This is a genomic window from Govania unica (genome assembly GCF_027920805.1).
GTDB classification, from domain to species: Bacteria; Pseudomonadota; Alphaproteobacteria; order Sphingomonadales; family Govanellaceae; genus Govanella; species Govanella unica.
The window spans coordinates 132,121-144,525 of sequence record NZ_JANWOI010000004.1; the positions used below are offsets into that span (position 1 = coordinate 132,121).

Annotated in this window: 10 protein-coding genes; 8 read left to right on the plus strand and 2 right to left on the minus strand. The window is 59.7% G+C overall.

The annotated features are described in order from the left end of the window. Positions 1-138: 138 nt before the first annotated feature. The 8 genes from NYP16_RS11380 (at position 139) to ahcY (ending at position 8,146) form a co-directional block, all read left to right on the plus strand. Entirely contained in the window at positions 139-840 is a 702-nt protein-coding gene (locus NYP16_RS11380; RefSeq protein ID WP_274944268.1) for a response regulator transcription factor, read from the plus strand. 22 nt (positions 841-862) lie between these two features. Beyond that, complete coding sequence (locus NYP16_RS11385) at positions 863-2,554, plus strand: sensor histidine kinase (RefSeq protein WP_274944269.1); 1,692 nt, start codon at positions 863-865, stop codon at positions 2,552-2,554. Between the two features lie 23 nt (positions 2,555-2,577). Beyond that, positions 2,578-3,033, plus strand: a complete 456-nt coding sequence (locus NYP16_RS11390) for an HPr kinase/phosphorylase (RefSeq protein ID WP_274944270.1) — start codon at positions 2,578-2,580, stop codon at positions 3,031-3,033. 48 nt (positions 3,034-3,081) lie between these two features. Further along, complete coding sequence (gene rapZ, locus NYP16_RS11395; protein ID WP_274944271.1) at positions 3,082-4,050, plus strand: RNase adapter RapZ; 969 nt, start codon at positions 3,082-3,084, stop codon at positions 4,048-4,050. Further along, positions 4,047-4,454 carry a PTS sugar transporter subunit IIA gene (locus NYP16_RS11400; protein ID WP_274944272.1) on the plus strand — a complete coding sequence of 136 codons (408 nt, stop codon included), beginning with the start codon at positions 4,047-4,049 and terminating at the stop codon, positions 4,452-4,454. The genes rapZ and NYP16_RS11400 overlap by 4 nt, the downstream gene beginning before the upstream one ends. Then, complete coding sequence (locus NYP16_RS11405) at positions 4,451-4,753, plus strand: HPr family phosphocarrier protein (RefSeq protein ID WP_274944273.1); 303 nt, start codon at positions 4,451-4,453, stop codon at positions 4,751-4,753. Before NYP16_RS11400 ends, NYP16_RS11405 begins: the two co-directional genes overlap by 4 nt. Before the next feature lie 59 nt (positions 4,754-4,812). After that, the gene (ptsP, locus tag NYP16_RS11410; protein WP_274944274.1) at positions 4,813-6,609 is read left to right on the plus strand and encodes a phosphoenolpyruvate--protein phosphotransferase; all 1,797 of its coding nucleotides are present in this window, start codon (positions 4,813-4,815) and stop codon (positions 6,607-6,609) included. A gap of 139 nt (positions 6,610-6,748) precedes the next feature. After that, a complete protein-coding gene (gene ahcY, locus NYP16_RS11415; RefSeq protein ID WP_274944275.1) occupies positions 6,749-8,146 on the plus strand; it encodes an adenosylhomocysteinase in 1,398 nt (465 codons plus the stop codon). A 273-nt stretch (positions 8,147-8,419) separates the two neighbouring features. Here the strand turns inward: ahcY and NYP16_RS11420 are convergent, their stop codons facing one another. After that, positions 8,420-9,682, minus strand: coding sequence for a virulence factor family protein (locus NYP16_RS11420; protein WP_274944276.1), 1,263 nt, complete (start codon positions 9,680-9,682; stop codon positions 8,420-8,422). Next, positions 9,682-12,267: a bifunctional lysylphosphatidylglycerol flippase/synthetase MprF gene (mprF, locus tag NYP16_RS11425; RefSeq protein ID WP_274944277.1), complete on the minus strand. Its 2,586-nt coding sequence runs from the start codon at positions 12,265-12,267 to the stop codon at positions 9,682-9,684. The genes NYP16_RS11420 and mprF overlap by 1 nt, the downstream gene beginning before the upstream one ends. Positions 12,268-12,405 lie beyond the last annotated feature (138 nt).

A 12,405-nucleotide genomic window follows, 5' to 3' on the forward strand; every position in this document is an offset into this window, starting at 1 on the left:
AAAGGGCTCTTTTTGCGTCCGGGGACGACGGTTTGCCTTGGTGATTTCGGGCGGAGTGACTATATACTCAGCCCGTTGATATGGTTCGATCTGCCACTGAGTATGTCCGGTTGCTGCGTTCGAAGGGATCTGGCGTTTATGCCCAAAATCGCTCTTGTTGACGATGATCAGAACATTTTGACCTCGGTGGCCATGGCTTTGGAAGCCGAGGGATTCGCGGTCGAAAAATTCACGGACGGGGCGAGTGCGCTTGCGGCCCTGAGTAAGAATCCGGTCGATCTCGGGGTGTTTGACATCAAGATGCCGCGTATGGATGGCATGGAGCTTTTGCGCCGGTTGCGTCAGGATCAGGATTTTCCGGTCATTTTTCTGACCTCGAAGGAAGACGAGATCGACGAGGTTCTGGGCCTCAAAATGGGGGCCGACGACTATATCCGCAAACCGTTCTCGCAGCGGCTGCTGATCGAGCGCATCCGCGCCGTGTTGCGGCGCGCCGAAGCCGCGCAGATCCCGGCCGACGGCAGCGCTCAGGAAGACGCCTTCATGCTGCGGGGCAAACTCCGGCTCGATGCCGTACGGCATTTGTGCGAATGGGATCAACATCCGGTCAATCTGACCGTGACCGAATTTCTGATCCTGCAGGCGCTGGCGCAGCGCCCGGGCCATGTGAAAAGCCGTGAACAGCTGATGGATATGGCCTATTCCGACGATGTTTATGTGGATGACCGCACCATCGACAGCCATATCAAGCGCTTGCGCAAGAAATTCCGGGCCGTCGATGACAGCTTCAAGAATATCGAAACGCTCTATGGTGTCGGCTATCGGTATACCGAAAACTGATCAGAAGTGAATCCTGTCTGGTATGGAGCTTTTACGTTTTTGGCCGAGTGGCGCCGCCGAACCCCGTCGTAAACCGGGGAAGAGCATCCTCACGCGCCGAATTCTGGCGATCAATGCCATCGCGCTCGCCATTCTGGTCGGCGGCGTGTTCTATCTTGATCAGTTTCGTCAGGGCCTGATCGACGCCCGTATCCAGAATCTCCGCATTGAGGGCGAGATCATCGCCGGCGCCCTGAGCGAGGCGGCCACAAGCGGTCCGGCGGCGCGGGCGCTTGAGGTCGAGCGGGCAAACCAGATTCTGGCCCGTCTTGTGGTTCCGGCTGAAATCCGCGCCCGCCTGTTCGCGGTCAATGGCAATCTTCTGGTCGACAGCCGCGATCTGGCTGTTGGCAATCTCATCGTCACCAAGAAACTGCCGCCGATCGGCACCTGGGAATCCTTGTGGAAAAAGATCGCCAATGCGTTCCACAGCGGCGTCGATTCCCTGGCCGCCAAGGATGATTTGCCGCTTTACACGGAATCCATGCACCAGCAGGCAGAACAATATCCGGAGGTCATGGCGGCGCTTGGCGGTGACGCTGATGTGCGCATGCGGGTGACGGACCAGAGGGCGACCATTATCACCGTGGCGGTGCCGGTGCAGCGGTTGCGCCGGGTGCTCGGCGGCCTGCTGCTGTCGAAGGATACTGCCGATATCGACCGCATGGTGCGCAAAGAACGTGTTGAGATCCTGAAGATTTTCGGAATTTCGCTGGGTGTCACGCTGTTGCTGTCGACCTTCCTCGCCAGCACCATCGCGCGGCCCATAAGGCTTTTGGCCGAAGCGGCCGACCGGGTACGGCCGGGGCGCGGGCGCAATGTGGAAATTCCCGATTTCACCCACCGCAATGACGAAATTGGCGAGTTGTCGCATTCGTTACAGGATATGACGGCGGTGCTGTTTCGTCAGCTTGACGCGGTGGAAGCCTTTGCCGCCGACGTCAGTCATGAGATCAAAAATCCGCTGACGTCGCTCAGGTCGGCGCTTGAAACCTTTGGGCGCACCAAGGACCCGGCCAATCAAGAAAAATTGATGGCCATCATGGAAAGCGATGTGGCCCGCCTTAATCGCCTGATTACGGATATATCGGCGGCCAGCCGTCTTGATGCGCAGATGTCGCGGGCCCATATGGAGCCTGTGGATCTTGTCATTCTGCTGAAGGAGCTTGTGGAGGTGTATCAAGCCACCGCGAAGCCCGGAACGCCGCCGCTCACGCTCGTGTTGCCGTCGGAGCCACGCCAGAAGTCCATGCTGGTTCCCGGAATCGATTCGACGCTCGGGCAGGTCATTCGCAATCTTGTGGACAATGCCTTCAGCTTCAGCCCGCCTGGACAGCCGGTGACCATCACCCTGCGCCGCCGCGGTCTGGAGGCGGAAGTCTTGGTTGAGGATGAAGGGACGGGAATTCCACCGGAAAATATCGCGGCCATTTTCGATCGCTTTTACTCGGAACGGCCTTCGAGCGAGGGCTTTGGCAAGCACTCCGGTCTCGGGCTCGCCATATGTAAACGCATTGTTGAGGCCCATGGCGGAGAAATTTTCGCAGAAAATCGTCGTGCGACAAAACGCGATGGCTGGGCGGTCGGCCGGAACGCAAGTGCGGATACGGATGTGGGGGGATCTGATGCACCGGGTGGTGGCGCACGTTTTATCGTGCGCCTGCCCATTGTTTGATCAACCTGCGGAGGCCCAACAAAATGCCCGAAAATATGCCCGAAAAGACGGGCGCGCTTTTGTTTCATGGAACAGCGGTGTTGTGGCAGGGAGCCGGCGTGTTGCTGCGCGCGCCCTCGGGCGGCGGCAAGTCGGATCTCGCCTGGCGGGTGATCGCGGCGGGGGGACGGCTCATCGGCGATGATTACGTCTGGCTGCGGGGTGAGGGCGGGCGGCTTTACGCCATGGCGGCGGAAAATATCCGGGGTCGCATGGAATTGCGCGGCGTCGGGATTCTGTCTGTGCCGACCACGGCCGTGGCTGAAATCCATGCGGTCATCGATCTGATGGCCGATAGCTCGATCGAACGCCTGCCCGAGGCGCGCTATGCTACCCTCGCCGGGGTCAAGCTGCCACTTTACGGGCTTGATCCGTTTCTGGCGGCATCGGCGGCAAAAGTTGCAGCTATTGCCGAGGTCTGCAAGAATCGCCGCCGGTAAGAGAACCCTTTGAAAAAGGGTCTTATTTCAGGGGTTTGGAGAGTGTCTATGGAGCGTGGGCCAGCGAATCAGCCGGTTCAAGGTTCGAAAGTCCGAACCGACAAGGTGCGTGTGGTGCTCGTGACCGGCTTATCCGGGGCGGGGAAATCATCGGCGCTCCGGGCTTTCGAGGATCTCGGGTTCGAGGCCATCGACAATCTGCCGCTGGCCTTGTTGCCGGCGTTGCTGTCGCTTGACGATGACAATCCGGATCATCAGCCGACAAATGCCATTGCCGTCGGCATCGACAGTCGCACCCGCGCCTTTCGCGCCGACCGCTTCGAGGCCGATCTTGCGGCGCTCCGGAATCGGGATCACATCAACCTCACCTTGCTGTTTCTGGAATGCAGCGATGATGTGCTTGCGCGGCGCTTTACCGAGACTCGGCGGCGTCATCCGCTGGCGGTCGATCGTCCGGTGCGTGACGGCATCGCCCGCGAACGCCAGACCATGGAAGTGGTGCGGGGCCATGCCGATTATATTTTCGACACCACCGACCTCACGGGGCATGAACTGAAGCGGTCGATTACCCAAGGGTTTACGCAGACCACTGGGGCGGGCGGCAGCCGTCTTATGGTGACGGTGGCATCTTTCGCCTATCCGCGCGGCCTGCCACGGGACGCCGATCTTGTGTTTGACGTGCGGTTCCTGCGCAATCCCCATTATGATCCGGAGTTGCGCCCCATGAGCGGCCGCAATGCGGGGGTCGCCGCCTATGTGGAAGCCGATCCGAGCTATGCTCCATTCGTGGAGAGGTTGCAGGAGATGTTGATCTCCCTGTTGCCCCTCTATGAACGGGAGGGTAAAGCTTATCTTACCATCGCCTTTGGTTGTACGGGCGGTCGCCATCGTTCTGTCCTTTTGACGGAACGCATGGGCCAGATGCTCATAGAGCAAGGATACAGAGTAAACGTGATACATCGGGAATTGGAACGCGCGCGTGAAATCTCCGACACCGTTCTGGGAGACGTCCTATGATCGGCATGGTGTTGGTCACTCACGGCCGTTTGGCTGAGGAATTTGTCGCCGCCACGGAACATGTGGTCGGCCATCAACGGGCGATCAAATCGATCTGCATCGGACCGGACGACGATATGGAGCAGCGGCGGAAGGATATTCTCGATGCCGTGAACGAGGTTGAGGAGGGCGACGGGGTCATCATCCTGACCGATATGTTCGGCGGCACGCCGTCGAATCTGGCCATTTCCGTCATGACCAATGGCAAGGTGGAAGTGATTGCCGGGATCAATCTGCCGATGTTGATCAAGCTCGCCACCGTGCGCGATCAGTCGACTCTGGACGAAGCGGTCGCGGCTGCGCAGGAATCGGGTCGCAAATATATCAATGTGGCATCGCGGGTGCTCGCAGGGGAGAGTGAATGACAGAGATCAACGGGGAAAATGTTCATGGGGCTGCCCTCGAACGCAAGCTTACGATCACCAATAAGCGTGGGCTGCATGCGCGGGCATCGGCTAAATTCGTCAGTACGGCTGGAAAGTTCGAAGCTCGGGTAACTGTGGCCAAGGATGGCGTTGAGGTCTGCGCAACCTCCATCATGGGGTTGATGATGCTGGCGGCCGCGCCGGGCGACCAGATTCTGATTCGGGCCGAAGGTCCGCAAGCCGCGCGTGCCATGGATGCGCTGGCGGTGCTGGTGGTTGAAAAATTCGGCGAAGAGTAACCCGCCTGCGTGATCCCTGATCCATTCCTTGCGGACCTTGCAGGTCCAGGGAGACCCGAATGGCCCGTACTCCGGCACAGAATCAGCGTGAACAACGTATCAAAGGCGTTGGCGTCTCCTACGGCGCAGCCCTCGGCACGGCCTATGTGATCGAGCGCGGAGCGCTCAGGGTCCCGGAATATGTCATTGCTCCCGATGATGTGGCGGCGGAATGTGCCCGCTTCGGCGCGGCGGTGGCCGAGGCGCAGCAGCAGCTGGAGACTCTTCAGCAAAAAGCCGTGCAACTGACCGGCCTTGCCGCCGAGGAATTCGGCATTCTCCTTGATGCGCATCATCATATGCTGGCAGGCTCGCGGCTGACGCGCAGTGTGCGCGCCATTATTGGGTCGGAATTCATCAACAGCGAAGCTGCCGTGGTGCAAAGCCTCGATCAGATCGAGGAGGATTTTCGCGCCATTGACGATCCCTATATCGCCGCCCGCATCACCGATGTGCGCGAGGTCGGGACCCGGCTTTTGCGTAATCTGATGGGCAAGACCGCGAGCGGATTCGAACATGTTCCGGCCGGCTCGGTCATTATCGCCGATGAAATCACCCCCGCCGATACCGCCCTGATGATGGATCGGAGCCGCATTGGCGGATTTGCCGCCATGCAGGGCGGCGCCGAAGGTCATACGGCCATCATGGCGCGCAGTCTGGGTTTACCGTCCGTGCTCGGTGCGCCCGGGCTTGTGGAAGACATCCGAACCGGCGATTTCGTCATCATCGATGGCGAGAATGGGATGGTTATCGTCCATCCGACCGAAGATACGCTGTCTCATTACACCGGGAAACAGGCGGCCTTTGCCGCCGAAACGGCGCATCTCGCCACCTTGCGTGATCTGCCGGCCGAGACCCTGAACGGCGAGAAGGTGACGCTCAAAGCCAATATGGAGCTACCATCGGAACTTGCCGTGCTTATGGGCGTGGGGGCCGAAGGTGTGGGCCTGTTGCGCAGCGAATTTTTGTTCATGAATCGCCCTGATCTGCCTGGAGAGGACGAACAATATGAGATTCTGCGCACCATCCTTGAGGGCCTCAATGGGACGGAGCTGACGGTGCGCACGCTTGATGTCGGCGCCGACAAGCTGACCCCCCAGTTCGGCGACATCAAGATGAGCGACCCCAATCCAGCCCTTGGCCTGCGCGCCATTCGCTTTTCGCTTAAGATGCGCGGCTTGCTTGAAAATCAGCTTTGCGCCATTTTGCGCGCCGCTTGCCATGGCCCGGTACGTATTCTTTTGCCGATGATCACCACCTGCGAAGAAGTCATGCTGGTGCGGGAGATTCTGGTGGACATGATGCGCAAGCTCAAGCGCCGGGGGGAGGATCTGCCCGAAAAACTGCCGCCGCTTGGCGTCATGATCGAAGTTCCGGCCGCAGCCCTTGCGGCGGATGCGCTGGCCCAGGTGTCGGATTTTTTCTCGATCGGCACCAATGACCTCACCATGTATACCCTGGCCATTGATCGCGGCAATGAACAGGTGGCGCATCTTTATGATCCCCTGCATCTGGCGGTTCTGCGGCTGATCCAGTTTTCGACCGAGGCGGCGAAGCGGGCTGGAATCCCGGTTAATCTTTGCGGCGAGATTGCGGGCGATGACCGTTATACGGCCCTGCTGATCGGGCTTGGACTGCGGGAACTGTCCATGGTGCCGCTCGCTTTGCCACGGATCAAACGCCGCATTCGCGGGCTCGACAGTGCGGTTGTGACCCGGCTCGCGACCGAGATCATGGCCATGACCGATGCCCGGGCCATCGCCCGCACCCTCACGGCCTTCAACCGTGACCTTGAGCAGCAGTCGACCGGTTCCTGAAGAAATCACATATATACATATAAAGATTTCTTTATGATTGAGTTTCCCCGCCGTTATTTGCTATAAGGCGCAGGGTCGGGGCCTGTATGGGCTCCAGATATTCCCGTTTACGTCAGCAAGCACAAAGGAAGCGACTGTCATGACGACTGCGGATTACAAAATTGCCGACATCGGGCTCGCTGGCTGGGGCCGCAAGGAAATCGCCATTGCCGAGACCGAAATGCCCGGGCTCATGGCGGTCCGTGACGAATTCGGCGCAGCACAGCCACTCAAAGGCGCGCGCATCGCCGGCTGCCTGCATATGACCATTCAGACCGCCGTGCTGATCGAAAGCCTGAAGCATCTTGGCGCCGATCTGCGCTGGTCGTCCTGCAATATTTTCTCGACCCAGGATCAGGCCGCTGCCGCCATTGCCGCTGCCGGCATCCCGGTGTTCGCCTATAAGGGTGAAAGCCTTGAAGAATATTGGGACTATGTGCTCAAGATCTTCGAATGGGGCGATGGCGGCGTGCCGAACATGATTCTCGACGATGGCGGCGACGCCACCGTGCTGATCATTCTCGGCGCCGAAGCGGAAAAGAATCCCGCTCTCATCGCCAAGCCGGGCAATGAAGAAGAAGAAATTCTGTTCAAGCTCATCGCCCGTGTGAACAAGGAAAAGCCCGGCTTCCTGGCCAAATGCCGTGATGCCATCAAAGGCGTGTCCGAAGAAACCACCACCGGCGTGCACCGTCTTTACATCATGGCCAAGGAAGGCCGTCTGCCGTTCCCGGCCATCAACGTCAATGACAGCGTCACCAAGTCGAAATTCGACAATCTCTATGGCTGCCGCGAAAGTCTGGTTGACGGCATCCGCCGCGCCACCGACGTCATGCTGGCAGGCAAAGTGGCTGTGGTTGCCGGTTACGGCGACGTCGGCAAGGGCTCGGCAGCGTCGCTCCGGAATGGTGGCGCGCGTGTGCTCGTGACCGAAATCGATCCGATCTGCGCACTGCAGGCGGCCATGGAAGGTTACGAAGTGGTGACCATGGAGGACGCGGTCAGCCGCGCCGACATTTTTGTCACCGCCACCGGCAACAAGGACGTCATCACCGCCGAACATATGCGGGCCATGAAGGACCGCGCCATCGTTTGCAACATCGGCCATTTCGACAGCGAAATCGAGATTGCCGGGCTTAAGAACTACGCCTGGGAAGAAGTGAAGCCGCAGGTCGACGAAGTGGTGTTCCCGGATGGCAAGCGCTTGATCGTGCTGGCCAAGGGCCGTCTCGTGAACCTCGGTTGCGGCACCGGCCACCCAAGCTTTGTGATGTCGGCCTCCTTCACCAACCAGGTGCTGGCGCAGATCGAACTTTATGCTGATGGCAGCAAATACGACAACAATGTTTATGTGTTGCCGAAGCATCTCGACGAAAAGGTCGCGGCGCTGCATCTCGACAAGCTTGGGGTCAAGCTGACCAAGCTCACGACCGAACAGGCCGCCTATATCGGCGTCACGGATAAGGGTCCGTTCAAGCCCGATCATTACCGCTACTAAGCGGAGAGAGCATTACAAACAGGCATGGCCGGGGATCTCCCGACCATGCCTTTTTTATTGGGAGTGCTGGTTACCCCGTCATTGCGAGGCGCAGCCGAAGCAATCCAGTCTGGCGGAGCCGAAAGACTGGATCGCCACGCCGCTCACGCGGCTCGCGATGACTTTTGATTTGTCATTACCGGGCTTGACCCAGTAATCCATGGCTCAACCGGCGAGCAGCAGCCAGATGGATTGCCGGGTCAAGCCCGGCAATGACAATTGGTGGTGGTGGGATTACCGCCCGCTCGGGGCTTTGGCGACGCGATTGGCGAGGCTTACGTAGTCATGGTCGAAGTGATGTGAGCCCTTGGTCTTGAACACGCTGGCGCCGGCTTTTTCCAGAAGCGGGCACAGGCTTTCTTTGGTTTCGTCTTCGCCATAGATGCATTGGATCTTGGCGACCGGGATCTTCTGCAGTTCCGGCAGCACGGGGGCGCCCTTGTCATTATGGATGCCGATCCAGCCGGACACATAAATTTCGTAATTGGCGGTTTTGCTCAGGGCCAGCAGACTGAGCGCGATGACCTTTTCCCGCGTCGCATGGGGCAGACGGTTATAGGCGGCGGGCATCACATCGGCGCCGAAGGAATAGCCGACGAGGATCACCTTGGACCGCTTCCAGGTCGTGGAATAATATTTGATGATCTTGTCGAGGTCGGCAGCGAGCCGGTCGGGGTTTTGCAACGTCCAGAAATAGCGCAGCGTATCGAGCCCGACCACCGGGATGCCCATGGTTTGCAAGCGTTCGCCAATGGTGCGGTCAAGATCGCGCCAGCCGCCGTCCCCGGCGATGAACACCACCATGACATCACCGGCGGTCTGCACCGGCAGCGGGATAATCGGCAGCTTGGCGAGGTCGGCACGCGCCGCCACCGGGCCGTCATTATAGACAAAGCGGGCGGCGAGCGCGGCAGTCGATGCGGCCGCCGCAGTCAGGGACTGATAGGGGGCCGTCAGTTGCGCGACGGGAACATCTGCATAGCTGAAGCCCGTCGCCGTTTTGGTCGCAGTGAGACCACAGAGCGCGAGCGGGGTATTGAGGGTTGGTGTGCGGTCCACGCTCAGCACCAGGCTGAAGCTTTCACGCATGGATTGCGCGAGCGCGTCATAGGCGAGGGTGCCACCTTCACCAAAACCAATCACGGCGGGCAATAGATAACTGCGGCCCCCTTGTTCGCGCTGCATCGCCTTGGCCAGCGCCACAAGCTCGTTGGCCACCTGATGGCAATTATTGTCTCCGGTTATAAGCCCGGCGCGATAGAGCGGGAGGTCGATGCCCACGCTGGTCCAACCCTTGTCGTAGAGCGTGTCGGCCAGGGCCTGTTCGCGCTGACCCCAGCCGGTGTTGCCGGACAGGATAAAGGTGAAGCCAAGCGGTTTCGCCGGTACCTTGACCCAAAGCTTTTGAAAGCGCCCGATTTCCACTGCCTGAGCGGGTCCGGTGATGGCAATGCTGCCGAATATCAGGGAGATGGCAACAAGCCAGCGTGCTATCATCATTTGGTCACCATGCCACGTAAATCACCGGAAATCAGGGCTGCCGTGTCTAGCATGGCCACATAAGCGCTCAGGCTTGAGGTGGTCATGAGATAGCGTGGCCGCCATACCGGATGGAATTTTTCCTTATAACTGCGCAGTCCCTGGAAATTGTAAAGTCGTTCACCGCGCAGGAACAATTGCCGCCCCGCCTTGTGCCAGAAGCTCGCGAGCGGGTGCACTGCAAGTCCGGCCAAGGGCGCCATGCCAAGGCAGAACCAGACATAGCCCTCGGCCTTGAAATGCTGGATCAGCGACACGAACAGGAAATCCATCACCGAGCCCGGCGCTTCCGGCAGATGGCGCATGAGGTCGATGCTGGCCTCGACCTTCTGGTCGGTCAGCATGAGCGTGGCGAACGCGACGGCCTTGCCATTTAGACGAATGATGGCGACCGGCTGGCTGGTCACATAGGCGGTCGAGAAATTGCCGAGCGAAAAGCTCTTTTCCCGCGTTTCATGACCGTCGAGCCAGGCGTCGGAGATGGCTTCGAGTTGGCTCAGATGAGTGGGAACCTCAGCCTTGGGGATGATCTCGAACGTCAGGCCATCCCGTTGGGCGCGGTTCCACGACTGCCGCAAACTGCGAAAGCTGCTTGAGCCGATGTCGAAATCCGCCAGATTTACGCGGGCTTCTTCACCAAGTCGCCGGGCGCTGAATCCGGCGTCAATGTAATAGGACAACGCCCCGACGGAGACCTGATAAGCGGCGGCTCGCGATCCGGCGCGGTCGCACATTTCGCGAAACCGCCAAACCAGCTCGGCATGTTCCTCGACCGGGCCGATGGGATCAAGAAGGCTGATCCAGGACCGGCCACGCACGCCATACATGATGAAGCTCTGACCGCTGTCACTGAACAGGAAATATTTGTCGCCGAGATTCGCGAGACAGGCTTCGCTCACGGTCTGCTTGCGCACGATTGCGCTGGCCTGTGCCCGGGCTGCGGCGTCCGGCGCTTTCGGCCGGGCGGCATGGGGGCGGAGCAAATGCATGAAGCCAAGCACGAAGGCGGCGGCGGCGACGCCGACGATCGCGCGCAGACTGCGTGGGGCTTCGGCCATGCTTTCGAACTGCCACCAGAGATTGCTGCTGTATTCCACATGTTTATAGGCGAAGAACAGCAACCAGGTCACGGTCACGAGCGTGGCCGCAAAGGCGAACCACCAGTCCGGCGTCAGGCTCAGCTGATTGAGCCGGGTGCGCCGGTAAAAGGCCGGGCGGGCGAGAAACAGCAGCGTGAGGATGGTCACGAGAATCAAGGTCTCGGTAACGGCAAGCCCCTTCAAAAGCGCGAGCGGAATATTGATGGCGACGATGGCGCAACTGAGCTGCCAGGCAGTATGGCTTCGTAGTCGCAAGCCCTGAGAAAGCGCCAGCATGGCGAGCCCGCCGAGACTGGCGAGGAAATGCGAAACTTCCTGAAAAACCAGCGGTACGGTCTGATCGAGGACGCGCAGTGAATGTCTTGCGGCGGGCAGTGCCCCTGACGCCATCAGCATGGCGCCGGTGAAGAATGTCGCGCCCGCAAGCACCAGATGGCCGTAACTGCCGGCACCCCGGGACAGAAAGCTGCCGCGATACCAGCGCGAGATGATCGACGCCTCATGCAAGGTGAACATCAGGAGGGCGAGCATGAAGGGCACCAGATAATAGACGATCCGGTAGACCACCAGCGCCGCCGTCAGCTCCGGGATATCCACATAGGGCTTGAGCGCGAAAATAATGACCGACTCGAACACCCCAAGCCCACCCGGCACATGGCTGATGAGCCCGGCGGCGATGGCGATGGCATAGACGCCCATAAAGGTTGGCAGGGTCATGTCATGGGAGGGCAGCAGGAACCACAGCGTCAGCGCGGCGGTGACGAGGTCGAGCACGGCCAGCAGCACCTGCGCGAGCGTCAACGGTCCCGACGGCAACCTGAGGGCCCAACGCCCGATGTGCAGTTTGTCGCGCATCCAGGGCAGGACCAGGACCACCAGCACAAATAGCGCGCCGATGATCCCGATAAGACGCGGTACCCAGATGGAAAACTCGAACAGATCGGCGATCACTTCGGGCCGCGCCAACAGGCCAAACACCGAAATGGCGACGATGCCAAGGCCGAAGCCCCAGGTGATGAAGGCAATGATCTTGCCGATATTCAGAGGGTCGACACCGGCCGAGGAATAGAGGCGAAAGCGCACCGCCCCGCTCGATAGCCAGCCGCCGCCCAGCGTATTGCCAAGCCCGAAGGCGCAAAACGAGGTGCGGAGCGTGTGCAGCACCGGCACCTTGACCCCGGCATAGCGCACGCCGCAGAGATCATAGCCCATCATGGCGATATAGCTTGCCGCGGCGGCGAGCCCGGCAAACAGCAGGGAATGGGTGTTGAAATTCCGCAAGGCATGGCGCACCGAGGACAGATTGACCTCGGCCATCAGGTGATTGATCGCGAGCAGGGCGACAATGGCGATGGCGATGAAGGAAATGATATGAAGCTTGCCGAAGGAGGCGCTTCGTTTGAGGCTTGAAACGGCAGGTGTGGTCTCGTTGTCGACGGTCAAGACAGATGGTCCCCCAAACCTTTGTAAGCCTTTATAGGCCCCCGTGCCGGGGTCAGCATGCGCTGAGATCGGCGGCAGTAAAGCGCCCATTTCCTTAGCCTATTCTTTGGCATGTCCTCCAATCAATTTCCAGTGTGC

What these genes read in the sequence shown, in the direction of transcription:
- NYP16_RS11380 (WP_274944268.1), top strand. Translation starts at nt 139, where the DNA reads ATGCCCAAAATCGCTCTTGTTGACGATGATCAGAACATTTTGACCTCG.
- NYP16_RS11385 (WP_274944269.1), top strand. Translation starts at nt 863, where the DNA reads ATGGAGCTTTTACGTTTTTGGCCGAGTGGCGCCGCCGAACCCCGTCGT.
- NYP16_RS11390 (WP_274944270.1), top strand. Translation starts at nt 2,578, where the DNA reads ATGCCCGAAAATATGCCCGAAAAGACGGGCGCGCTTTTGTTTCATGGA.
- rapZ (WP_274944271.1), top strand. Translation starts at nt 3,082, where the DNA reads ATGGAGCGTGGGCCAGCGAATCAGCCGGTTCAAGGTTCGAAAGTCCGA.
- NYP16_RS11400 (WP_274944272.1), top strand. Translation starts at nt 4,047, where the DNA reads ATGATCGGCATGGTGTTGGTCACTCACGGCCGTTTGGCTGAGGAATTT.
- NYP16_RS11405 (WP_274944273.1), top strand. Translation starts at nt 4,451, where the DNA reads ATGACAGAGATCAACGGGGAAAATGTTCATGGGGCTGCCCTCGAACGC.
- ptsP (WP_274944274.1), top strand. Translation starts at nt 4,813, where the DNA reads ATGGCCCGTACTCCGGCACAGAATCAGCGTGAACAACGTATCAAAGGC.
- ahcY (WP_274944275.1), top strand. Translation starts at nt 6,749, where the DNA reads ATGACGACTGCGGATTACAAAATTGCCGACATCGGGCTCGCTGGCTGG.
- NYP16_RS11420 (WP_274944276.1), bottom strand. Translation starts at nt 9,682, where the DNA reads ATGATAGCACGCTGGCTTGTTGCCATCTCCCTGATATTCGGCAGCATT.